The 24442-nt window shown below is 42.1% G+C and carries 18 protein-coding genes; 17 read left to right on the top strand and 1 reads right to left on the bottom strand.

Annotation, left to right across the window (positions count from 1 at the left end):
* The first annotated feature begins 114 nt into the window (after positions 1–114).
* The 5 genes from CTER_RS09120 to CTER_RS09100 all read left to right on the top strand — a co-directional run bounded on the left by CTER_RS09120 (position 115) and on the right by CTER_RS09100 (position 8059).
* Positions 115–1056 carry an ABC transporter permease gene (locus CTER_RS09120; RefSeq protein WP_004625170.1) on the top strand — a complete coding sequence of 314 codons (942 nt, stop codon included), beginning with the start codon at positions 115–117 and terminating at the stop codon, positions 1054–1056.
* A 39-nt stretch (positions 1057–1095) separates the two neighbouring features.
* A complete protein-coding gene (locus CTER_RS09115; RefSeq protein ID WP_004625142.1) occupies positions 1096–2037 on the top strand; it encodes a carbohydrate ABC transporter permease in 942 nt (313 codons plus the stop codon).
* 100 nt (positions 2038–2137) lie between these two features.
* Entirely contained in the window at positions 2138–3784 is a 1647-nt protein-coding gene (locus tag CTER_RS09110) for a type 2 periplasmic-binding domain-containing protein (protein WP_004625138.1), read from the top strand.
* A gap of 184 nt (positions 3785–3968) precedes the next feature.
* Entirely contained in the window at positions 3969–5381 is a 1413-nt protein-coding gene (locus CTER_RS09105) for a phosphoglucomutase/phosphomannomutase family protein (protein ID WP_004625209.1), read from the top strand.
* Between the two features lie 38 nt (positions 5382–5419).
* A complete protein-coding gene (locus tag CTER_RS09100; RefSeq protein WP_004625220.1) occupies positions 5420–8059 on the top strand; it encodes a GH36-type glycosyl hydrolase domain-containing protein in 2640 nt (879 codons plus the stop codon).
* Between the two features lie 254 nt (positions 8060–8313).
* Here CTER_RS09100 and CTER_RS09095 read toward each other — a convergent pair whose 3' ends face one another.
* A complete protein-coding gene (locus CTER_RS09095) occupies positions 8314–8988 on the bottom strand; it encodes a DUF2461 domain-containing protein (protein WP_004625216.1) in 675 nt (224 codons plus the stop codon).
* A gap of 220 nt (positions 8989–9208) precedes the next feature.
* On the opposite strand from CTER_RS09095, the gene pheA reads away from it, so the two are divergent.
* The 12 genes from pheA (at position 9209) to CTER_RS09035 (ending at position 24432) form a co-directional block, all read left to right on the top strand.
* Positions 9209–10096: a prephenate dehydratase gene (gene pheA / locus CTER_RS09090; RefSeq protein WP_479725113.1), complete on the top strand. Its 888-nt coding sequence runs from the start codon at positions 9209–9211 to the stop codon at positions 10094–10096.
* A gap of 224 nt (positions 10097–10320) precedes the next feature.
* Complete coding sequence (locus CTER_RS09085) at positions 10321–10665, top strand: MazG-like family protein (RefSeq protein ID WP_004625201.1); 345 nt, start codon at positions 10321–10323, stop codon at positions 10663–10665.
* A 30-nt stretch (positions 10666–10695) separates the two neighbouring features.
* Positions 10696–12699, top strand: coding sequence for a DHH family phosphoesterase (locus CTER_RS09080; RefSeq protein WP_004625186.1), 2004 nt, complete (start codon positions 10696–10698; stop codon positions 12697–12699).
* Positions 12700–12810: 111 nt separating this feature from the next.
* Entirely contained in the window at positions 12811–13257 is a 447-nt protein-coding gene (gene rplI / locus CTER_RS09075; protein WP_004625191.1) for a 50S ribosomal protein L9, read from the top strand.
* Positions 13258–13285: 28 nt separating this feature from the next.
* Positions 13286–14626: a replicative DNA helicase gene (gene dnaB, locus CTER_RS09070; protein ID WP_004625123.1), complete on the top strand. Its 1341-nt coding sequence runs from the start codon at positions 13286–13288 to the stop codon at positions 14624–14626.
* Between the two features lie 78 nt (positions 14627–14704).
* Positions 14705–16138 (top strand): tRNA lysidine(34) synthetase TilS, encoded by a 1434-nt coding sequence (gene tilS / locus CTER_RS09065; protein WP_004625179.1) that lies wholly within the window; start codon positions 14705–14707, stop codon positions 16136–16138.
* A gap of 121 nt (positions 16139–16259) precedes the next feature.
* Positions 16260–16799, top strand: a complete 540-nt coding sequence (gene hpt / locus CTER_RS09060; protein ID WP_004625174.1) for a hypoxanthine phosphoribosyltransferase — start codon at positions 16260–16262, stop codon at positions 16797–16799.
* A 219-nt stretch (positions 16800–17018) separates the two neighbouring features.
* The gene (gene ftsH / locus CTER_RS09055) at positions 17019–18884 is read left to right on the top strand and encodes an ATP-dependent zinc metalloprotease FtsH (protein WP_004625182.1); all 1866 of its coding nucleotides are present in this window, start codon (positions 17019–17021) and stop codon (positions 18882–18884) included.
* A 237-nt stretch (positions 18885–19121) separates the two neighbouring features.
* Positions 19122–20852 (top strand): sensor histidine kinase, encoded by a 1731-nt coding sequence (locus CTER_RS09050; protein ID WP_004625192.1) that lies wholly within the window; start codon positions 19122–19124, stop codon positions 20850–20852.
* A complete protein-coding gene (locus CTER_RS09045; protein ID WP_004625223.1) occupies positions 20845–22515 on the top strand; it encodes a response regulator transcription factor in 1671 nt (556 codons plus the stop codon). Before CTER_RS09050 ends, CTER_RS09045 begins: the two co-directional genes overlap by 8 nt.
* Before the next feature lie 117 nt (positions 22516–22632).
* Positions 22633–23532: an ABC transporter permease gene (locus tag CTER_RS09040; protein ID WP_004625205.1), complete on the top strand. Its 900-nt coding sequence runs from the start codon at positions 22633–22635 to the stop codon at positions 23530–23532.
* 15 nt (positions 23533–23547) lie between these two features.
* Positions 23548–24432: a carbohydrate ABC transporter permease gene (locus CTER_RS09035; protein ID WP_004625154.1), complete on the top strand. Its 885-nt coding sequence runs from the start codon at positions 23548–23550 to the stop codon at positions 24430–24432.
* Positions 24433–24442: the final 10 nt, after the last annotated feature.

Below are 24442 nucleotides of genomic sequence, written 5' to 3'. Positions count from 1 at the left end.
TTACATGGAAACCTGTTGTTAAAATAAAAATATAACGAGGCGGTAAATGTCCATTGCGTTATAATTTCTGTGACAACAGTATGAAAAAAATCAAGTAGTTCGGGGAGGAATTACATGTCTTCAAAGAAAGGGTTGCCGGCGCACAAAACATCAATTTTAAAATCAATTCTCTTTTATAAATATTTTTACCTGATGCTGCTTCCTGTAGTCGCATGGTATGCTATCTTTGCATATGCACCGATGTACGGTATAACCCTGGCCTTTAAAACCTTTCATTACGGTAAGGGTATATTGGGCAGTCCATGGATCGGTTTTCAGAATTTTATTGATTTAATGAGTGATACAGGTTTTTGGAGTGCTTTTAAAAACACTATCATCATCAGCTTCGGAAAGCTGCTTTTTCATTTTCCCACACCTATAATTCTGGCTATTTTACTCAATGAACTGATATTTCGACGTGCAAAAAAGGTCTTTCAAACCATACTGACATTTCCGCACTTCATATCCTGGATCGTACTTGCGGGAATCATGACAAATATTCTGGGTCAAAGCGGTGTTGTGAATCAGGTGATTTCAAACCTGGGAGGCGGTACAGTTCCGTTCCTGTCAGATCCGTCAGTATTCAGACCCGTCATTTACATATCTCACATATGGAAGGAAATAGGCTGGGATTCCATCATATATATTGCAGCGCTGGCAGGAATATCGCCGGAACTTTATGAAGCAGCCAAAATCGACGGTGCCAGCAGGTGGCACCAGATCAGATATGTTACCTGGCCCGGAATACGTCCCACCGTTGCAATATTGTTTATATTGACCATAGGTCAGATGCTGAACCTGGGCTCAAGCTTCGATCAGATATTCAATCTATACAGCTCTCCCGTCTATGGGGTAGCAGATACGATTGACACATTTGTTTACCGCACAACCTTCACAATCGGTGCTGATTTCGGATATATGACCGCAGTGGGCTTCCTGAAGTCGGCTATCAATGTAGCAATGATCTACCTGGCAAATACACTTGTTAAAAAATCGGGTGAACAAGGCCTGTTCTAAATTTCACAGGTTCATTAAAATATAAATCGGAGAGAGACTATGAATAATACTAAGACTTATACGGATGATGGTTTGTTCGGGAAAAATTCAAAGAGTGCCGGACAGAAATTCAATAAAGAGGATGTTAGCATAAATATAGTCATAACGGCTGTACTGACATTACTTGCACTTGTAGCCATGTTTCCTTTTTATAATGTCATAATTCTGTCCTTCGCTAGTGTGGAGGGTATGGCCAGGCATCCGGTATATCTGCTTCCCTATTCCTTTGATCTCACAACCTATAAAAATCTTTTTGCCGAGGTGAACTTTTACAGGGCATTCGGTGTGTCGGTTTTTGTGACAATTACAGGGGTGGTATTGAATATGTTCCTTTCGGTATTGGGGGCATATGCACTGTCGAAGAAAGCCATGCCGGGAAGAAACTTCATACTATCGGCAATACTGTTTACAATGTTTTTCTCAGGAGGCTTGATTCCGTATTATCTGGTAATTCAGTCCCTGAACCTGGTAAATAATATTCTGGTAATGGTCATACCTACGGGAATAACCACAATGTATCTGATAATTATGAAAAATTACTTCAACACTCTTCCCGACAGCATTGAGGAGTCGGCAAAAGTGGACGGAGCAAATGACCTGTATATACTCTGGAAGATAATCTTACCCATATCAAAGCCTTTCATTGCCACGTTTGCACTGTTTTATGCAGTTGACAGGTGGAATGAGTGGTATAATTCCCTGATTTTTATCAGTGATTCGGCGAAAGTACCTTTACAGATATATCTGAGAGAGCTTTTGATAAATATGAATGTCCAGCTGAGCTCCTCGGCGGCGGCCGTTGTAGAAAGCAAGGCCGGGGTGGGGATACAGGCCACTCAGATGGCATCCATCGTAATATCCGCAATTCCCATAATGTGTGTGTACCCATTCCTGCAGAAACACTTTGTGAGGGGAATAATGGTTGGGTCCATAAAAGAGTAGTTAAATCAGGATTTGTTTGTTGGCAATGATTCCAGGAAGTTGTTAAATAACCTTGTTATTTAATGATTTCTAAATATAAATCAAAGGGGGAACAAATTAAATGGGTAAGTTAAAACGCAGTTTGGCAATTATGTTAATGTCGGCTTTACTTGTTTCAGGTGTCACCGCATGCGGAGGAACATCGGAGAATACCCGAGACAGTCAGACATCTGCTGCCGCCGGATCATCTGCAAGTTCCGAGAGCACAAATACCGCACCGGATGTAAGTGAAAAGATGGATATTTCGGTAGCGCTTTGGGGTATAGATGAAGCCCTGGCAAATGCCGACAATGACCAATTTTTACAGGCAATGTACAAAAAGCTCAATATTACACTGAAACCCCGCCAGATCACCTGGGACGACTATACGCAAAAGGCTCAGATGTGGTCGGCATCCGGGGATATGCCCGACATAATGTCTATTGATGCTGTAGGGACCACCTATTACAGGAACTGGATAAATCAAGGGGTCATTAAACCGCTGCCTGAAGATTTATCAAAATATCCGACTCTCAAGGAGTATATGAACAAGCCGGATATCCAGGCCCTCAAGCAGCCTGACGGAAAAATATACACAGTTCCGAGGAGTTTGTACGATTCCCTGGACTATTGCTCACACGACAGAATAGTTTTATACCGCTGGGATCTGGCTCAAAAAGCAGGCATAACCAAGGAACCTGAAACCTGGGATGAATTTAATGCAATGCTCAAGGCCATTGTTGACAAGGACCCTGAAGGAAAGAAAATCAGCGGTTTGACTGCCAACAATGTAAAGCAGATCAGCGGATTCTTCTGGCTGTTCAGCGATCCTGCGGCAACCAGTGACGGCAGCGGCAGTGACTTTAAATGGATAAAGAAAGACGGCAAATATGTCCCGGCTGTTCTTACAACAGATCTGGCACTTCCTTCCCTCCAAAACATGAGAACCATGTATGACCAGAGGATGATAGACAGGGATATTGCAAATATGAAGGGCACCCAATCCTATGACAAGTTTGTATCCGGAACATCTGCGGCATTACTGCTGGTTGGTTACGGCAATGTCAACAATCAGGTCAATGAAAGATGGAAGAAGCTCCATCCCGATGTACCTCTTTTTGACGCCGTAAAGAAAGCAGATTACTTCCCGGCCACAGACGGAAACAAATATCACTGTACCTTTAAGACTTATTGGTCTGAGAGCTATTTCAGCAATAAAATGGACGACAAAAAAATGGATAGGATCATGATGCTGTATGATTACATGCTTCAGCCCGAAACAAAGGAATTCTACAGATATGGAGTCAAGGATGTGGATTACAAGAAAGACGGAGACAAGATCACCAAAATCACAAGCCAGGAGGAGCTTGACAAAAAACAGCCATCATCGGCAAATCTCCAGGCTCTGGTTGAATTCGACAACGCGTACCTGTATGATCCCAACAATTCAACTATAGATTCGGCAATACGTGAATCTGCCATAAAAGACCTTGAGCATTCAAGAGAGGTCACAAAGCAGCCCGATTATGAAGTAAAGCTTACAGATATTTCAACTCCCACAAAAGATAAGTTCTCGATACTTGATCATGAATTCATGCTGAAGATCATGGCAGGAAAAGAACCTGTGGAAAAGATGTGGGCCGATGTTCTGAAGGAATATGAAGCCAAGGGCCTGAGCAAGATGATTGATGAAGTCAATGCAAAAGCCAAGGAAATGGGCCTGAACTAAACTAAGATAAATTAAATAAAATAAACCGATTTATCAGGGGTTGCTGCAAACAAATATCGGCAGGTTACTGTTGTGAAATGACACGGTTGTATACTGCAGATGTCCATGGTTTTGCAGCAGCCCCGTTAAATATGGCGCATTAATAATATAAATGAAAAGCTTTGGAACTCACATGGAGGTCAATATGATAAAATTCGGCACAGGCGGCTGGAGGGCAATAATCGGAGAAGAATTTACCAAGGAGAACTTGGTGATACTTGCCCAGGCCATAGCAGATATGATGCAGGATGAAAAAATAAGCCATTTTGGGTTTGTTATTGGATACGACAGAAGATTTCTGTCTGATAAGGCTGCCGGTTGGTTTTCCGAAATACTTGCAGCAAACGGTATAACTGTTTTATTTATAGACAGGGTTGCACCCACTCCGCTGGTAATGTACGCGGTAAAAAACTTCAATACCTGCTATGGAGCCGCTGTCACAGCCAGCCATAACCCTGCCGATTACAACGGTATAAAAATTTTTACCCGAGGAGGGCGCGATGCGACAGAAGCAGTAACCGGGAAAATAGAAGAATACATCGGAAAAATCGCAAAGGAAAATATAAAATCCATTGCCTTTGAGGACGGGATAAAAAAGGGCTTGATAAAAATAATCGATCCAATGAACGATTATATAGATACCATCATTTCCATGATCGATACTCAGGCCATAAAGGAAAGAAAGTTAAAGGTTCTTCTGGACCCCATGTTCGGGGTGTCAAAAACCTCGCTTCAGACCATTCTAGTCACAGCCCGCTGCGAGGTGGATATTATCAATGACAGGCACGATACACTTTTTGGAGGAAGGTTGCCCTCACCAAGCTCCCACACACTGCAGAGGCTCAGGGACATGGTGGTTGAAAAGGGTTATGACATAGGCATCGGAACAGACGGGGATGCCGACAGGCTGGGTATAATCGATGAGAAGGGAAATTTTATTCACCCCAACAGTATACTGGCCATGCTGTATTATTATCTGCTGAAGTATAAAGGCTGGAAGGGCGGTGTGGTCAGAAATGTTGCCACGACACATTTGCTGGATAAGATAGCCAAGGCCTTTGGAGAGGAATGTTATGAGGTGCCTGTGGGCTTCAAGAACATCAGCTCCATGATGGAGGAAAAATCGGCTTTGCTTGGGGGTGAAAGCAGCGGCGGCTTAACCATCCGAGGACATATCAAGGGCAAGGACGGGATTTTTGCGGCAAGTCTCCTTATTGAATTGTTAAGTATCACAGGCATGAAGCTTTCTGATCTGCTGAATGAGATACACGGGCAATTCGGTAAATTTTATTTTGCCGAAGCGGATTTCAGATATATGGATAAGGACAGAGAAAGACTTGTCAGGGTTTTATATGAGGAAAAAAGAATTCCTGATTTTAATATAAAAATAAAAAATATCAGCTATAGTGACGGAGTTAAAATTTATTTTGAAAGTAGCGGCTGGATAATAGTCAGGTTCTCTGGAACCGAACCTTTGCTCAGGGTTTTCTGCGAGATGAATACCCTGGAAGATGCTGACGGTGTCAGCAGAAAGATGAAGGAATTCCTGAAACTTTAGAATATAACCTTAGAATACATTAAAAATGCGAGGGCCATATGGGGACTTTCAAGGAGAAGATACAGGAATTATCAAAATGGAACAGGGAGCTGAAAAATAATAAAATATTGAAGGAAAATCATTCCCTTCCCGGAAACACATATATCCTGGACGATAATGACATTTTATCCCTTCCCAGGGACGACGGAGACTGCCGTTATCCCTATGGCAGGGATGGCTTTAATTTCTGGGCCTATACTTCGGGTTACATGCATTGCAATGAAGGGCTGTTTTCGGTATTCCTGAGAGCAAATGAGGGTCAGGAGCCCAAAGTTGCTTTTTTTGCGGGCTTTCCAACCGGTAATGGAACATATGAACCCGTCTCTCTTTTATCTGTGCCCGCAGCCCGCAGCCTCACACCTGGAGAGGGTGAATTTGAACAGTTTACGGTTTTCTCCAGGAGCAGTGTATATTACATCACTGAAACCCACGGTATGAGATTTACCCTGAGAATCTTTCCGGATAGGGACAGGAAATTATACTTTACCTTATATATTGAAAATCTGGAAGCAGAAAAAAAGGAGTTTTATATATCGAGTTTTATAAACCCATTCCTGAACCACAGCTTGGGTGAGGACGGGGAGAGCCGCTGGTTCAGGGAAGTGAGCTATATTGAAGCCAGCAGCCGGAATAATGACCTGGGCTCCTTTAAAATAAAGGTAAATGAAGATATCAACAGAACCACCTCAGTCTCAAATATAGGTGTAATCCGCAGATTCATAGGTGTTTCAGGAGACAGTGCGCTGATAAGGCATGAGGAATCAGCCTCCAGATATGAATATGTAGGAGGCTCCAGAGGCAGCCTCCATGCTCCGGCAGCTCTTACGGCAGGCGGCTTCCGGCACAAAAAGCATATTTGTGCTTTTACTGAGGCCGGAGCGGCGGCTGATATTATTCATTTACGGCTTCAAGGAAACGAATACATAAGATATGATGCAGTACTGGGCTACAGGATTCATTGCAGGAGTGAAGATGAGGCCGGTTACCTGCTGTCCGGACAATTCACACCTGCCGGGATTGATCTTAGAGAGAGTGAGCTCCACCAACAATCGGTCATGGATGGAAAGGACCTGACTTTGAAGGCAGATAGATCAAATACGGTTTTACTCCGGGAGGGCATATTTAATTCTTTCTTCGAGCACTTAAAAACCCAGGTGGAGTTTTGTTCGCTGATAAAGGGATATGTACAGCTCTATGCCGGCTCATTGATTGGAATAAGGGATATATTTCAGGCACTGGAAGGGCTGGTTTACTGGCAGCCGGACAAGGTCCGCAGAAAGATGCTGGAGGCCATGGAATTTGTACTGGAGGACGGACGCTGTCCCAGACAGTACACACTCCCCACAAGCCCTGAAACCACTCCTGTTATGGACTTGAGGCTGTTTATCGATCAGGGTGTATGGGTCATATCGGCAATGAGTACATACATACGGGTTACCGGCGATAGAAAAATTCTTTCAGAGGTATGCGGCTATTATGAAATAGTCGACGAGAAAAAAAGCCTGGTAAGGAAGAGTAAGTGCAGAGACAGTCTCCTGGAGCATCTCTTTAAAATAATGAAATTTTTGCTTTCAAACCGCGATATAGATCAGACAGGCTGTATAAAAGTGTTGTACGGTGACTGGAATGATGCCCTTGACGGGTTGGGTGTAAGTATTGATCCCAATAAGGAATATGGTACCGGTGTGTCGGTAATGGCCTCACTACAGGTATATCAGAACCTGAATGAGATGGCCCAACTGCTGTTGCATCTCAATGCCGCTAAATACGCGGAAGAAATACGGTACTATAAAGCAGCGGCAGAGGAACTGCGGTTCAACCTGCAAAAATATGCAGTTATAAGCAATGACTGCCGGCAAAAAAGAATAGTCCACGGTTGGGGAGACAGGAGATCATATTTTGTAGGCAGTTTTGATGATCCCGACCATGTTTCAAGGACCGGACTGACCTCCAATGTCTTCTGGGTGCTGAGCGGCCTTAATTCAACAGACAGATACATGGAAGATACCATTTTGGATTCATTCCGGGCATTGGACACTAAATATGGTTTTAAAACCTTTGATCATGCCTTCAGCCCCAATACGCCAGGGGTGGGGAGAATACCCCGGCTGCCGGCCGGAACGGCGGAAAACGGGGCAGTTTATGTGCATGCGTCAGCATTTGCGGTAATGGCGCTGTTTCAGATGGGCCGGCCAAAAGAAGCCTGGGAGCAGCTGACCAAGTTATTTCCTTTCACACACCGGACCATATCCTGCTCACCGTACGTAATGCCAAACTCATACGGATTTAATGAAGAAAAAGGGATAGACGGAGAGTCAATGCTGGACTGGCAGACGGGGAGTTCCAATGTCATACTTAAAACCCTCATACGTTTTGTAATGGGGATTGAACCGGATTTTGACGGCATATGGCTGCAGCCGGCAGAAGGGCTCCCTTTTAAAGGGTTTACCTTTGATATTAAAATAAAAGGCTGCAGGTTGAAGGTACAATATAAAAACTCCGGCAAGGGGGCCAGAACCTATTTTTTGAATGACATAAAAAGAGAAGGTATATACAGTGAAGCCATGAAGCTTAACAGGTTGTGGATATCCGACGGGGACCTGAAAACTTCAGTACTGAATATATTGGTGGAAGACTAGGTTAAAGAGCTGATACAAACAAATGCAATACATATTAAAAGTATTGTAATAGTGCTCCCGTACAAGCATCAATAAATGGCTTGCTCACAAAGTACATACCTGAAATTTGTACAGCTCACCACAAGTGTTTTGCCTACAATTTCAGGCTGTACTTTTAATTGAGCTTCGCATTTATTGAAGTTGTACTCCGCGCACTAAAAAAGATATTCATGTATTACATTTTGCCGCAATATAAAAAAGTCTCCGGTTCGGATTTATATTCTCGATTCAACAACACATAAAAAATCATAGATGGGCTTCAGTTCCTTGAAGCCTTTTTTCAATACCTCGGGAAGCTCCTTTGAAAAGGCCAGCTCAAAGTTGTTTTGCACACTTTCAAAATATATATTTTTTCTGTCCAGCCAGGTTCTTATATTTTCTGGCTGATCGGGAAATTTGGTCCGTTTGTACATTTCCCCGCCTATTATGAATTTATCCTGTGCTTCATAGTATTTTTGGGCCATGATAAAAGCCGGATGTCTGTTGACTATCATATCGCGCATATTGGCCATTGAAGCAGGTTCTGCGCCGTAATAGCCTATTCCGTAGCTGGAACCCTTCTGATCTATTCCAAACCAGAAACAGGGGGCAGTGGACATCAGAGACTTATCCCTTAGAAAAACCAGCCAGACATTATCCCTGTAAAGGGTTTTATCCTTGGTAAAGCGGGTGTCCCTGCGGACTCTGGATATAAGCTTGGAGGGGACAGTTATAAGCTGACTGTCTATCTCCAGCATAGTGGGGGCAAGCTCGTTTATCAGTTCGGTAAAAGGATTGTGAACATACTCTTTATAATCGGCTTTATGGGCATCATACCATTCCTTGCTGTTGTTCATTCTATTTTCAAATAAAAACCTGAGCGCATCTCCGGTAATACCGTTAAAACTCATAACTATCCTCCTGTTATATGTATTATAGTAATAAAGCAAACGTCTGTTCTTTATCTATATATTTTGACAGAAATTTTATCATAAATCAATAGCAAGTAAAGGAACCTGCTTTTCAAACTTATTGGAATTTACCCCATCCCTGTTGGAAAAACAGGAAAAGAGTGATATGATATTTTTACCTCTTTTCCTTGCCTGTTTGTGTATAAGGTGATATATTACAGTGGGGATTGAAGGAATTGAAGTAAAGGATGGATATTTTCAATACATGAATAAAAGCATAGGTTTTTTAGGGCCAAAGGGGACTTTCTCCCACGAGGCTGTTGAAGGATACAGGTCGGGGCAAAATAAAGCATATGAATTAAAGGAATACCATTCCATAAAAGATGTCCTTTGTGCACTTAAGGACGGAGAGGTTGACGAGGCGATAGTCCCTATAGAAAATTCCCTTGAAGGTGCTGTAAATGTCACTCTGGATGTGCTTGCAAAAGAAGAGGACATGTTCATCGTTGACGAATTTATCATACCTGTAAACCTTAATCTTGTGGCAAAACAAGGTACAAAGGCGGAAGACATAAAGGTTTTAATGTCCCATCCGCAGCCCCTGGGCCAGTGCAGAAACTATCTGAACACAAATTTTCCGGGAGTTGTCCAACTGGAGGAAAACAGTACTTCAAAAGCAGCTCAGAAGGTGGTTGACGGGGATGGCACCTGCGCGGCCATTACTTCGAAAATTGCAGCAAAAATCTATGGACTTGAGGTTCTGGAGACAAATATCCAGGACAATGAAAACAACCACACCAGGTTTGTTATAATAGCCAGGTCCTTAAAAGCAAAGACAGGTGCAGATAAAACCTCTATTGTGTTTTCAACCGATAACAAGCCGGGAAGCCTTTACAGGGTGTTGGACATATTCAGCCTGTGGGATATAAACATGACAAGGATTGAATCCAGACCCTCGAAGAGTGCGCTGGGGCAATACATATTTTTTGTTGATATAGACGGGCATATTGAAGATCCGGATGTACATGATGCTCTGACCATGGTGAAGAGGAAAACCTCCTTTTATAAATTTCTTGGTTCTTATCCTGCATTTGCGGGTAAAATATAACATGAATTTTTTATACAGCGGAAAAAATTCCTGTTGAACCTGTGCGTTATAGCCGGGAAATGAAGTCAAATAACCTTATAAGTGGTATAATTTAGGAACGGTTAAATAATAAAATGCGAAAGTAGTACCTGTTATTAATGCAAAACTTAAAGGATAATCACTTGCATAACATTTTGTGGCCGCTATTGCGGCTCAAAGCCATAAATATGGCTTAGGAGGTTAATATGGCTTCATTTGATAATCAACTGGATATTACGAGAAATATTAAAATTATTGACTGGCTGAAAAGTGAGCTTCTGACAGATGTGGCCAACTTGTTCAAGGCGCTGGTAAACGGAGTCGGGGAAGAGGTTTCGGACACCATTTCAGACACTCTTGCCAATATAATTTTAATCTGTTATCTTCTTGGAAAAAGATTTGGAATTAATTATAGAGCAATTGAAACTAAGATTGAAAATAAGATAAGACTTGGTCTTGTTGAAAACCATGATGTAGAAAAATATTATGGGGATCTCTCGGAGCTTTCAAGGCATTTGAACAGCTCAAGAGGAAGAAGACAGGGGGCCTGAGTCGTGTGCTGGGCAAGAGGAGATTTTTAAATGGATAACAAAAAACTATCACGTATTTTTATTCCAAAGGCAGGTTTCTATCTTTGGGTAATTTTATTTTTGATTGTGATAATTACAATATTAAATCCATTGGTAGCTATTCCTGGATTTGTTTTATTTATTTTTCTCGTTATTTACAATTATAAATCAAACCATATCAGGAACAGAGAAATAACTAAATACATAGAAACACTCACATTTAACATCGACTGTGCCACAAAGGATACCCTGCTCAATTTTCCCATGCCTCTGGTGCTGGCTGAACTTGACGGGACAACTGTCTGGTACAATTCTTCCTTCAGGTGTATTTTTGAAGATGATAACCTTCTTCAGAAGACGGTTTCAAACCTTATTAATGAAATAAGGCCCCAGCTTACAGAGGGAGACAGTATAAATATTTCCAGGGATGTCACCATTAACAACCGCTACTATTCCGTATTGGGCAATCTTGTGAAGGTTGATGACAACAACGACAAGGAGAGCGTTATTGTGATGCTCTACTTTGTAGATAATACCGAGCTTGTAAATGAAAAACAAAAGTTTGAGGACAACAAAAATACGGTAGGTGTTATTGTTATTGACAATTACGATGATCTGATGCAGAGTCTTGAGGACTCAAAGAGGCCTCAGATGCTGGCTGAGATAGAAAAGAAGATTACCAGCTGGATAAGCCATACCGGAGGTATACTGAAGAAGTTTGAAAGAGATAAATATTTGTGCATCCATGCCTTCAAGTATTTAAAGGAATTGGAAGAGAAGAAATTTGAAATCCTTGAGACAGTAAAAGAGATCAATCTGGGGAACAAAATACCTGTGACTTTGAGTATAGGTATGGGCATAAATGCTCCTACAATTGTTGAAAACCTTCAGAATGCCTATGCCGGAATAGATATTGCGCTGGGCCGGGGCGGCGACCACGTCGTAATAAAGGACGGAGACAATTTCAGATTCTTTGGTGGCCGCAACAGGGAGCTTGAGAAGCGGACAAGGGTCAAGGCGAGAGTCATTGCTTACGCGTTGAGGGGTTTGATTGATCAGGCGCCGTCAGTACTGATAATGGGACATGAAAATGCGGATATTGACAGCCTTGGTGCTGCATTGGGCATATACAGAATAGTAAAAAGCCGCGACAAACGCGTAAATATAGTGCTGAATCATTCAAATGCAAATATTGATTCAATACTAAACAAGCTTGCAAAGGAGCCTGAATACAGCAATGTTTTTGTGGGCAGAAACGAAGCCCTTGATATCATAACAAAGAAAACCCTGCTGATAGTGGTTGATACCCACAGGCCGAGCTTTACAGAAACACCCGAGCTTCTCAGGATGACAGATCAGATAGTCATAATAGACCATCACAGGCGCGGAGCCGACTTTATACAGGACGCGGTGCTTTCCTACCAGGAGACCTACGCATCCTCAGCCTGCGAGCTGGTTACCGAGCTGCTGCAGTATCTTGAAGAGAAAATCAGGCTTACCAATATTGAAACAGAAGCTCTGTATGCGGGAATAGTGGTAGACACCAAAAACTTTATATTCAAAACCGGGGTCAGAACTTTTGAAGCAGCATCTTACCTGAGAAGGCAGGGCGTGGATACCGTCTCGGTCAAGCAGCTGTTCCAGAACGATTTGAAAACGTATATTACAATATCAAATATAGTAAAAGATGCCGAAGTAGTGTATGATAATATTGCGATCTCAACTTGTCCGACAAATATAAAAAATGCACAGTTGATTGCAGCACAGGCGGCAGATCAGCTTTTGAGCCTTTCGGGACTTGTTGCGGCTTTTGTTCTCAGTTATCATGAGGGAGAGGTGGTCATCAGCGGAAGATCACTTGGTGAGATCAATGTTCAGATGATCCTTGAAAAGCTGGGCGGAGGCGGGCACATGACCGTTGCAGGAGCCCAGATCGAAAATGTGTCGATCCAGGAGGCCAAGGAAAGTCTGAAAACCGCAATTTATGAATACATTGACAGTTTGAACAAGGAATAGCTGTCAACTTCTTTATTCGCCTTACAGCGGATGAGAGAGTGAAAAGATTTCATTACAGTTTTGTGGCCGCTATGCGGCTCAAAGCCATAATATGGCTCATGGAGGTTAATTATGAAAGTTATTTTAAAAGAAGATGTTAAGGGATTGGGCAAGAAGGAACAGATGGTGGAAGCCAGCGACGGATATGCGAGAAACTTCCTGTTTCCAAAGGGGCTTGCAGTGGAAGCAACTGCTGCAAATATGAATATCATGAAGACCAGAAAGGAAGCCGAAGCCCATAAAAAAGAAAAGGAAATAGCCCAGGCTAAAGAGCTGGCTAATAAGATAAAGAGCATTACAGCAACCATAAAGGTCAAGGCCGGTGAAAACGGAAAATTATTCGGATCAATCACCAGCAAGGATGTTGCCGAAACCCTGAAAACCCAGCATAAACTTGATATTGATAAGAAAAAGCTGGTCATGCCTGATGCAATAAAATCCGTTGGTACTTTTGAGGTTGAAGTCAAGCTTTATCCCGAAGTAAGCTCAAAATTTACTGTAAAGATAGAAAGCCTGTAAAAACGCAAAGGAAGAATGGGGAAATGACATGGATTTAGGAGCTCTTGGCAGAATTCCTCCTCAAAGCGTAGAGGCTGAACAATCAGTTATAGGATCAATGCTGATAGACAAGGAAGTAATTCCTGTCGTAATGGAAGTTCTTAAGCCGGAGGATTTCTACAGACCAGACCACAAGGAAATATACGATGTAATTATAGAACTGTTTGACAAGGCTCAGCCCATAGATCTCATAACCGTTTCCGAACGTCTGAGGCTTCATGGCAAGCTGGATCTGGTAGGCGGGCTGGAATACCTGACAAACATTGCAACAGATGTGCCCACAACGGCAAATGTCAAACATTATGCGAAGATTGTTGAAGAGAAGTCTCTTTTGAGAAGGCTTATAAAGGCATCCTCAGATATAGTGGATCTTGGGTTCAATGCATCTGAAGAAGTCTCCTTCATACTGGACAAGGCCGAACAAAACATATTTGATATTCTTCAGAAAAGAAGCTCTCAGGGGTTTGTTCCCATTAAGGATGTGCTTGTTGATACTTTTAACAAGCTTGAGGAATTATATAATAACAAGGGGCACATAACCGGGATTCCCACAGGCTTTGTGGATCTGGATTTTAAGACCTCGGGCTTACATAATTCGGACCTGGTTCTGATAGCGGCAAGACCTGCCATGGGAAAGACCGCCTTTGCCTTGAATCTGGCTCAAAATGCAGCAGTTCACAGCGGGATTCCCGTTGCATTATTCAGCCTGGAAATGTCCAAGGAGCAGTTGGTAAACAGAATGCTTTGCAGTGAAGCCATGGTGGACAGTAATAAAATGAAGACGGGACAGCTTGAGGACAATGACTGGCAGAAGGTTGCCAGAGCTTTGGGCCCCCTGTCCGAAGCACCGATATTCATTGATGATACGCCGGGTATTTCAATAACAGAAATCAGGGCAAAATGCAGGAGAATGAAGCTTGAGCATAATTTGGGGCTGGTAGTCATAGACTATCTGCAGCTTATGCAGGGGAGCAGATCGAGGAGTGAGAACAGGCAGCAGGAAATATCCGAAATATCCCGTTCTCTGAAGATCCTTGCAAAGGAAATAAATGTCCCGGTCATATGTCTGTCACAGCTGAGCCGTGCTGCTGAAACCAGAACGGATCACAGACCCATTCTCAGTGATTTGAGAGAATCGGGAGCAATAGAGCAGGATGCCGATATCGTTATGTTTTTATACAGGGATGACTATTATAATCCCGACACCGAAAAGAAAAACATTGCAGAGATTATTCTTGCAAAACACAGAAGTGGTTCGACCGGTACTGTGGAGATGGTATGGCTTGGACAGTATACCAAGTTTGCCAATCTGGAGAAATTCAGGCAGTAGTCAGTGCTTGGCAATGAAGGCCGGTTTTCAGCCGGATTGAAAAAAATCTATTGCACATTCCTTAACAAGAGGATTTATATGCTGAAACAACAGGTTTTAGATACAATTAAAAAGAATGATCTTATTAAATATGGAGATGGTATCGTGGTGGGCATATCCGGAGGGTATGACTCAGTATGCCTTCTCCATATTCTGTATTCCATAGCAGAGGAATTCTCTCTGAAACTTTATCCTGTTCATATTAATCACATGCTGCGGGGCCAGGAGGCTATGCGTGACGAGGACTTTGTTCTGGCTTTTTGCGCCCGGATGGGCCTTGATGCGACCGCAGTAAGAATCGACATTGCCCAAAAGGCCCGGAATGAGAAAATATCCCTGGAGGAGGCAGGCAGAAATGCCAGGTACGAAACCTTCAAACGGATAGCCGCCGAAAAATCGGCGAATAAAATAGCTGTAGCCCATTCCAGGAATGATCAGGCCGAAACTCTGCTTATGAGAATATTCCGGGGAACAGGTCCTGAGGGCCTTAAAGGGATTGAGTACAAAAGGGATAACATAATCAGGCCTCTGCTGGACGCCGACAGGGCGCAGATCGAGGAATATGTGGGGAGTAACGGCCTTAAAGCAATCACCGACAGCTCAAATCTCCACACCGATTATTTCAGAAACCGCATACGCTTAAATGTCCTGCCGGAGATAAATAAGGCCGTGGGGACCGATATTACCGAGAATTTATTGCGTTTATCAAAAATTATAGTGGCAGACGAGGATTTTTTACGATATAATTCTGAATTATACTATGAAAAAGCGGTGCTGGTTAAAAGGGAGTCTTTCATAGAGCTGGATTTGAGAGTACTGGCCCCATTACACCGGGCTGTGGGCAGCCGGGTTTTAAGGCAGGCATTTATTGATGCCAGCGGTATTGCAACAGGGCTTGAGTATGTACATGTGGAAAAGCTGCTGCAGCTTGTGTCAGACGGACGTACAGGCGCCGGTTTGGATTTGCCGCTGGGCTACAGGGTTGTGAAATCCTATAACTCCATAACCATACAAAAACAGGAGGATGAAAAGACCGAAAAATTTGAGTACTGCTTAAAACTGCCCGGCCATACTGAAATTAATATATTAAATAGCAGGATTAACAGTGAAATACTGAATTTCAATAATACAGAACAGTGCAAAGCTTTTATCGGCCGGCAAAAGGGAATTTACAAAGAATTTTTCGATTTTGAAAAGATAAAAAATAAACTTGACATAAACAAGGATTTTCAACCGGTGGTAAGAAACAGACGAGATGGTGATATTTTCAAGCCGCTTAAGGCAAATGGCACGAAAAAACTGAAAGAATACTTTATTGATATAAAAATTCCTAAAAACCGGCGTGACGGGTTTCCATTAATTGCAATAAATAAGGAGATTATTTGGATTATAGGAAATAAAACAAGTGATAATTATAAAGTAACTGATAATACTAAATCTGTATTGATGATTTCTTATGAACAACTGGATTGATCAGGCTTTTATGGAAAAAGTCAACGACGTAAATGAAAAGCAGATCGTAGATTAATAACTTAATTATAGAATAGATTATTATAATATTGATGCTAAAACTTAACAAGGGGGATAAGTGGCAATGGATGTAATTGAGCGAGTTTTAATTTCGAAGGAGGAGCTCGATAGACAGGTAGAAGAGTTGGGCAGCCGTATTTCAAAGGATTATGAGGGGAAAGAACTGGTCATAATCGGAGTATTAAAGGGTGGTTTTATATTCCTTGCAGATCTTGCAAGAAAAATAACCATACCTGTAGATCTGGATTTCATATCGGTTTCCAGCTATGGAGATTCGTCAAAATCATCAGGCGTTGTAAAAATTATCAAGGATGTTGATACAAATATATCAGGAAAACATGTGTTAATAGTTGAGGATATTATTGATACCGGACTCACATTGAATCATCTTGTGGAATTGCTTAAAACAAGGGGTCCTCTCAGCGTTAAAATCTGCGCTGCGCTGGATAAGCCGTCCAGGAGGAAGGCAGAAGTGCATGTTGAATATAAGGGAATTGAAATACCTGATGAATTTGTTATAGGTTACGGTCTGGATTACGCCGGAAAATACAGAAATCTTCCGGAAGTGTGTATCCTCAAAAAGGATGTATACTCAAAAAAATAAAAAATATTGACAGGCAATTGACTTTGTTGTGTTTTATATGTGTATATGCTAATATAATAATACTGTACAAAACAGGAAAAAAGCTAATATGCAATGATTATAATGTTTGAACGAAGTGGCAGATTGGTATTAAATTATATATGACAAACGTAGGTGGGGTTGGTTGAATCAGCCTATGGACTAGGTTTGATACCTTGGTTAGCATAAGGAGGGAGATATTTGAAATATTTTAAGGGTATCAGTTTTTATATTATTATTTTTATAATAATTTTAGTAATAATTACATTCTATACTGCATCTGATAATCCTCCCAAAATGGATTATTCTATGTTATTGACCCAGATGGATGCGGGAAATGTAAAAAGTATTGGGCTGCAAACTGACACAGCTACGGTAGAACTTAGGAAACCTTTGGATGAAAAAAGCAAGGTGACCAAATATGTGGTAACCGTTCCGCCTGATGTTACTTCGGCATCTGAAAGGTTCACGGATGCATACGTTGAAAAGAAAATAGAAAAATACAGTGTTACAACTCCGCCGCAGCCACCGTGGTGGGTATCCATTCTTCCGACTATCGGATTTATCGTTATAGTTATTTTGATCTGGTTCTTCTTCATACAGCAGTCCCAGGGCGGCGGAGGCGGAAACAGGGTGATGTCCTTCGGTAAAAGCCGTGCAAAAATGACTGTTGATGATAAAAAGAAGATTACTTTTGATAATGTGGCAGGAGCCGATGAAGAAAAGGAAGAACTGGCTGAAATAGTCGAATTCCTTAAAGCTCCGAAAAAGTTTGTTGAGTTGGGTGCCAGAATACCAAAGGGTGTACTTTTGGTGGGACCTCCCGGTACAGGTAAAACCTTGCTTGCAAAGGCCGTATCCGGTGAAGCGGGAGTGCCTTTCTTCAGCATAAGCGGTTCAGACTTCGTCGAAATGTTTGTGGGTGTGGGTGCTTCCCGTGTCCGTGACCTTTTTGAGCAGGCAAAGAAAAACGCACCCTGCATAGTGTTCATTGATGAAATTGACGCTGTGGGCCGACACAGAGGAGCCGGTCTGGGCGGCGGACATGATGAAAGAGAACAGACTCTTAACCAGCTGCTTGTTGAAATGGATGGTTTCGGCATTAATGAAGGAGTAATTATCCTGGCAGCCACCAACAGACCTGACATTCTGGACCCGGCCCTGTTGAGACCCGGACGTTTCGACAGAAGGGTTGTTGTAGGACTTCCCGATATAAGGGGAAGAGAGCAGATATTAAAGGTTCATTCAAGAGGAAAACCTTTGTCCGAGGATGTAAAACTTGACGATCTGGCAAGAATAACACCCGGCTTTACAGGTGCCGATCTGGAAAATCTGCTGAATGAAGCAGCTCTGCTTTCTGCCAGAGGAAATAAGAAGAAAATTGGAAACGAAGAGATAAAGGAAGCCGCCTTCAAGGTCATGATGGGCCCTGAAAAGAAGAGCCGTGTTATGAGTGAAAGAGACAAAAAGGTTACGGCTTTCCATGAGGCAGGCCATGCTATTGCCATAAAGCTTGTATCTACCAGCCAGAAGGTTGACAGAGTATCCATTATTCCTGCGGGTATGGCCGGCGGTTATACTGCAAGCCGACCTCAGGAGGATAAGAGCTACCACACCAAGTCCCAGCTGATAGAGGAAATCATAATTGCCCTGGGAGGCAGAGCTGCCGAACAGATCATACTTAATGAAGTCAGTACCGGAGCTTCCAGCGATTTGAAGAAGGTAAACCAGATTGCAAAGAACATGGTTACCAAGTACGGTATGAGTGAAAAACTGGGAAATATGATTTTCGGGAATGAAAACGACGAGGTGTTTATAGGAAGAGACCTGGCCCATTCCAGGGATTACAGCGATGAAATAGCTGCAATCATTGATAATGAAGTGAAGAGTATTATCGACAATGCGTACGAAAGGACTCTTAAACTCCTGACGGAGAATATCGACAAGCTGCACAGGCTTGCAGAGATTCTTCTCGACAAGGAGAAGGTTGAAGGTGCGGAATTCGAGTCAATATTCGAAGGTTCGGTTCTGGAAGGGGCATCTCCGGCACCTCAATTGGAAGGCTAATTAATATTTTATTTAACAGCAGAAGGGTTTGCTCAACAAAAGGGCAAGCCTTTTTGTTTAAAGAAACTTTTTTTTAGATTATAACGCATAAATTCAGCAGAAAAATTTTCGGTTGTATAAAAATTTTCTTACATCTATGCGTTTCAACGAGGCAATGGTGTCCTAATGGACATCTATTGCCTCGTTATAATGTGGAAATGTGAAAACAAAGCTTAATATTGGGGTGGAGGTTGAAATATGAAAAAGGAATTGTGGCGGAAATCCGTTCTGAAGAGGCTGATCATATCATTTATTTTAATTCTTATGCCCATATATATTCTCAGTATAATTATATACGATCTGGGTATCAGCACCCTGAGAAACGAGATTTCAAATTCCATGGTCTCGCAGCTTTCCTTTTACAAAGACAGTCTTGAGAATGATATAAACAGAGTGGGGAATCTGGAGGTTGAACTGGTCAATGACAAAGACCTGAACAGACTGGCTGCCATCCCGGAATCAATGGACGGGATCGAACAGATGGAGAGAATACTCCGGGTTCAGCAAAGGTTGTATGCCGTTAAGAGCAGCAGTAAATATATAGGGGATATGTATGTTATGATCCCTGCACTGCAGCGGACTGTGTCCTCCACATCGGTATCGGAATTTGACAGTGATTTGTTCGAGAAAATGAAATATATAGATACCCACCCTGAAGCCGAACTTGATAAGAATGTTATCAAATATATGACGGTTTCATATCCCTACGCCTATATGACCAATAAGAGGGAAAAGCTTTTTATTATTGTCATAGAGATATCAAAGAGCAGAGTGATTGAAGCTTTGCAGTCAATGGTACAAAATCCTGCCGCAGGAGTTATGTTTGTAAAAAACTCAAACAAGTCAATAATTGCAGCTGATAATAATGATTTAAACCAGCAGGTGTTTAACAAAATAACCAGAAAAAATAACGCGGAGGAAATCGTTGTAAATAATAACAGGTATCTGGCGGTTTCCTTGAATTCCAGCGTATTTGATTCCACACTGTGCAAATACCTTCCGGAGGATTCTGTATTTTATGCCCTGAAAAAGTACAGCAGCTGGTTTCTGCTGCTGACAGTGTCGGCTGTGGTTATTATAGTACTTTTTTCAATCTACATGTATAATTTCATCCATAAGCCTATCAGCAAGCTGGCCGCATCCTTTAAAAAGGTTGAAAAGGGAGATTTTGAGATAAATATTGAGCACAGGCACGATGATGAATTCAGATATATTTATCACCGTTTCAATGTGATGATTGAAAATCTTAAAGCTCTTGTGGACCAGGTCTACAAGCAAAAAATATTGGTCCAGAGGGCTGAAATGAAGCAGCTTCAATCTCAAATCAGGCCCCACTTTCTGTATAACAGCTTTTTTATTTTAAACACCATGGCCCGGGTAGGTGATTATGACAATCTGGAGGTATTTACTGAGCAGCTGGGTCAGTATTTTCAATTTATAACAAGAAACGCCGCCGATGAAGTTCCTATTGAAAAGGAGATCAATCATGCGAGGGTTTACTCGGAAATTCAGGCCATGCGCTTTTCAAATCAGATAAAAGTCAGGTTTGACCAGCTCCCCGATGAATTCAAGGACCTGGTTGTACCAAGACTTATTTTGCAGCCTGTCATTGAAAATGCCTTTGAGCACGGCCTGACAATGTCCAACGGGCAGGGACTTCTGGTAATCAGTTTTGAGAATAATGAAAACCAATACAAAATAATTGTTGAAGATAACGGAAACAATCTGGATGAACAAATACTCATCTCCATGAGGAGTTCCCTGGAGGAAAATTCCGAAAGTGGGGAGGTTACCGCACTGCAAAATATTCATCAGAGATTGAAACTCAAGTTTGGTTCCTCCAGCGGTTTGCAGCTGGAAAAAGGCGCACTTGGAGGACTAAGGGCTACAATTACAATCTTTATTGAAAAGGAGGATCAGAATGTATAGACTGTTGATAGTAGATGATGAAGCAATAATCGCAGATGGTCTTTGTGAGGTTTTGGGCAATATCAGGGAGGTTGAGCTGGATGTATACAAGGCATATTCAGGCCAGGAAGCCCTGAACTTACTCAACCGCACAAGAATTGACATCGTGCTCACCGATATCTGCATGCCGGAAATAACAGGCCTGCAGCTTTTGGAAACCATCCGCAGCAAATGGCCTGAATGCAAGGTGATATTTCTGACCGGACACAGTGAGTTTGAATACGTTTATACTGCTATTCAAAACGATGGTGTGAGCTATATCCTTAAAACCGAAGGTTATAATAAAATAATTGAAACCGTCATAAATACAGCCGGGAAAATTGAGGAGGATTTGAAGAAATCCGCCCTGGTAAAGCAGGCTCAGGAACAGATTGTAACCACAAAGAGCCTTTTGCAGACAATATATTTGAGAGGAATGCTCAATGACGAATTAAGCCTGTCGGAAATCAGGCAGCAGCAGTTTGATGAGCTGGAGATTCCTTTGTCTGTAAAGAAACAGGTAGTAATGCTGGCCGGAAGGATTGACGATATTCCGAAGGGGACTCCCTACTCGGTAAAATCCGAATGGTTTTTGAACATAAAGTATATCGCAGAAAAATATTTGTCTTCAAAAACATGCTTTGCATATTTGAACCATGACAACTCCACTCTCATATGGTTTATACAGCCTGCGGCAGATGAAGACGGACAGCCCGGCGAGGGGGCATGGAATGATATGCTCACATTTGTAAAGGGTGTTGCGGAATTAATGCAGGAATCCTTTTGGAACTCCACAGGCAAATCCATATCCTTTGTTCTCGATGATACACATGTGGGCTGGAAGGAGCTGCGGGACAGGTATTTTACTTTAAAGATGCTCTTAAACTATAAAATAGGCAAAGGTGAAGGCCGGCTTCTCTCTGATACTACTTTGCTTGAGAAGGATTTTCAGAATTCCTCTGTAATGGGAAAAGGCGGTCTGCCAAACCGGTACAGAACCGATGACCTGGCTGAAATACTTGAAAACGGGACAAAAGAGGATTTCCTCGCATGTCTTGGCAAACTGACAGAGAAGCTTTTGAAAGCACAGAGCATGCATGATATAGTGGCCGTTGAACAATATTTTGCCATAGCATTGGTTATTCTGTCCTATATCAACAAGTGGAATCTCACCGAAAAGATTGCCTTTAAAATAAGTATATACCAGCTGATGAACCTGGAATACCATGAATCCTGGAAATATGCCGTTGAGTATCTAAAACAGCTCGGAGGCATTTTGTTTGAGATACAGGAAGGTGAAGAGGAAAAAAGAGCACAGGATGTTATCGGGATTGTTCAGAAGCATATTAATGACAATCTTCATATGCAGGATGAAGTATCCCTTATTAGGCTTGCTGAAATAGTATATTTCAATCCGTCCTATCTCTCCCGCTTGTTTAAGCAGGTAACAGGAACGAACCTGTCCGACTATATCAGCGACTGCAGGATAAGAAAAGCAAAGAAACTGCTGGAGAGCCCTGATTTCAGGATTCATGAAATTTCCGAAGCGGTTGGTTACTTGAGTGCTACAAATTTTGCACGTTTCTTTAAAAAAGTTACTTCAATGACTCCTCAGGAGTACAGAGACTCAAAACTCATCAAGTAAAGAGATGATTTGAAAGTAAAGATATGAATATTGTTCGGTGATATTGCCGCCCTTATAATTTAATGTAGATACTGCTCTATTAAATAACATAAGCTCTACATAAAGGAGGAGGCAATTATGATCAGCGCAAAAAAGCTGAGGCAACTACCTCTGCATATCATGGTTATACCAGGGGTCATCATAACATTAATTTATCACTATATTCCCATGCTGGGAATTATCATGGCTTTCCAGAAGTTTGTCCCTGCCAGGGGATTTTTTAAATCAAAATGGGTGGGACTTGATAATTTCCAATACATGCTGAATTTACCGAATATCAGATCGGTAATATTTAATACTGTATTCATATCACTGATGAAAATCATTGTCGGTCTTATAGTTCCTGTAGTGTTTGCATTGCTTCTCAATGAAATGAGAAGAGAGCGGTACAAGCGAACCCTGCAGACAATTATCTATTTTCCCTATTTTCTATCGTGGGTAATCCTTGGAGGGATACTTATTGACGTACTTTCCCCTTCAAGCGGTATTGTCAACCAATTGCTCGGCCTGTTTGGAATAGATCCCATCTTCTTCCTGGGGGACGCAAAATGGTTCCCGTATACACTGGTTTTAACAAATACCTGGAAGAGTTTCGGATATGATACCATTGTTTACCTTGCAGCTCTTACAAGTATTGACATGGCCCTGTATGAAGCCGCATATGTGGATGGTGCGGGACGCTGGAAACAAACCCTGCATGTTACCATACCGGGAATACTTCCAATAGTTACACTTATGACTGTGCTTGCACTTGGAAACATATTAAATGCAGGTTTCGACCAGGTATTCAACCTCTATAGCCCGCAGGTTTACAGCACCGGAGATATTCTTGATACCCTGGTGTACAGAATCGGTCTTGTTGATGCACAGTACAGTGTGGCGACAGCTGTAGGTCTCTTTAAATCGGTAATATCATTTGTACTTATTTTAATTTCTAATAAACTGGCCAATAAGTATGCCGGATATAGAATATTCTAGGGAGGATGGGGTAAAATGAAGAATTATTCAACTTTGGGCTCTAGAGCATTTAGTATATTTAACTATGTATTTCTTAGTCTGGTAGCTTTCGGATGTCTTTTGCCGTTAATTAATGTCCTGGCAATATCATTCAGTTCCAAATCAGCGGCAGCGGCAGGTTATGTAAAACTTTGGCCGGTTGATTTCACACTGGATTCTTACGTCTTTGCTCTTAAAAAGCAGGAATTCCTGGCAGCCTTTTTGGTCTCTCTTAAGAGAGTGGGCCTGGGTTACATTGTAAATATGGTACTGACCATATTTATTGCCTACCCGTTAGCCAAGGAAAAATCGGAGTTTTCCGCAAGAAACATATATGCCTGGTTCTTTATTGTAACAATGCTTTTCAGCGGCGGTCTCATACCAACTTATATGGTTGTAAGGTACACCGGCCTGATGGACTCCATATGGGCGCTGATCATACCTAATGCAGTACCGGTATTCAATGTTATCCTGCTGATGAATTTCTTCAGGGGATTGCCGAAGGAAATTGAAGAAGCAGCCTTTATAGACGGCTGTGACTACTGGAGAACTCTTTTTAAGATTGTATTGCCGCTTTCGCTGCCTTCCATAGCCACTTTGTCGCTGTTTGTGCTGGTCGGTCACTGGAACGGATGGTTTGACGGTCTCATCTATATGAACTCAACATCCAAATGGCCGCTCCAGAGCTATTTGAGATCAATAATAATAAACGCCGACACTATGATGAGTGCCAGTGATGAAATTGCAACAATGCGGAATGTATCCAACAGAACCTTTAATGCAGCACAGGTGTTCCTGGCGGCAGTTCCGGTACTTGCGGTATATCCGTTCCTGCAGAAGTACTTTATGAAAGGTCTCGTAATGGGAAGCGTCAAAGGTTAAAAGTATATTT

The organism is Ruminiclostridium cellobioparum subsp. termitidis CT1112, assembly GCF_000350485.1.
GTDB classification, from domain to species: domain Bacteria; phylum Bacillota; class Clostridia; order Acetivibrionales; family DSM-1351; genus Ruminiclostridium; species Ruminiclostridium termitidis.
The sequence above is the reverse complement of the archived record's forward strand: the minus strand, read 5'-3'. Positions and strand labels throughout refer to the sequence as shown.

Bases quoted from the DNA above. Each gene is read 5' to 3' on its own strand.
- CTER_RS09120 (WP_004625170.1), top strand. From the start codon at position 115: ATGTCTTCAAAGAAAGGGTTGCCGGCGCACAAAACATCAATTTTAAAA.
- CTER_RS09115 (WP_004625142.1), top strand. From the start codon at position 1,096: ATGAATAATACTAAGACTTATACGGATGATGGTTTGTTCGGGAAAAAT.
- CTER_RS09110 (WP_004625138.1), top strand. From the start codon at position 2,138: ATGGGTAAGTTAAAACGCAGTTTGGCAATTATGTTAATGTCGGCTTTA.
- CTER_RS09105 (WP_004625209.1), top strand. From the start codon at position 3,969: ATGATAAAATTCGGCACAGGCGGCTGGAGGGCAATAATCGGAGAAGAA.
- CTER_RS09100 (WP_004625220.1), top strand. From the start codon at position 5,420: ATGGGGACTTTCAAGGAGAAGATACAGGAATTATCAAAATGGAACAGG.
- CTER_RS09095 (WP_004625216.1), bottom strand. From the start codon at position 8,988: ATGAGTTTTAACGGTATTACCGGAGATGCGCTCAGGTTTTTATTTGAA.
- CTER_RS09085 (WP_004625201.1), top strand. From the start codon at position 10,321: ATGGCTTCATTTGATAATCAACTGGATATTACGAGAAATATTAAAATT.
- CTER_RS09080 (WP_004625186.1), top strand. From the start codon at position 10,696: ATGGATAACAAAAAACTATCACGTATTTTTATTCCAAAGGCAGGTTTC.
- rplI (WP_004625191.1), top strand. From the start codon at position 12,811: ATGAAAGTTATTTTAAAAGAAGATGTTAAGGGATTGGGCAAGAAGGAA.
- dnaB (WP_004625123.1), top strand. From the start codon at position 13,286: ATGGATTTAGGAGCTCTTGGCAGAATTCCTCCTCAAAGCGTAGAGGCT.
- tilS (WP_004625179.1), top strand. From the start codon at position 14,705: ATGCTGAAACAACAGGTTTTAGATACAATTAAAAAGAATGATCTTATT.
- hpt (WP_004625174.1), top strand. From the start codon at position 16,260: ATGGATGTAATTGAGCGAGTTTTAATTTCGAAGGAGGAGCTCGATAGA.
- CTER_RS09050 (WP_004625192.1), top strand. From the start codon at position 19,122: ATGAAAAAGGAATTGTGGCGGAAATCCGTTCTGAAGAGGCTGATCATA.
- CTER_RS09045 (WP_004625223.1), top strand. From the start codon at position 20,845: ATGTATAGACTGTTGATAGTAGATGATGAAGCAATAATCGCAGATGGT.
- CTER_RS09040 (WP_004625205.1), top strand. From the start codon at position 22,633: ATGATCAGCGCAAAAAAGCTGAGGCAACTACCTCTGCATATCATGGTT.
- CTER_RS09035 (WP_004625154.1), top strand. From the start codon at position 23,548: ATGAAGAATTATTCAACTTTGGGCTCTAGAGCATTTAGTATATTTAAC.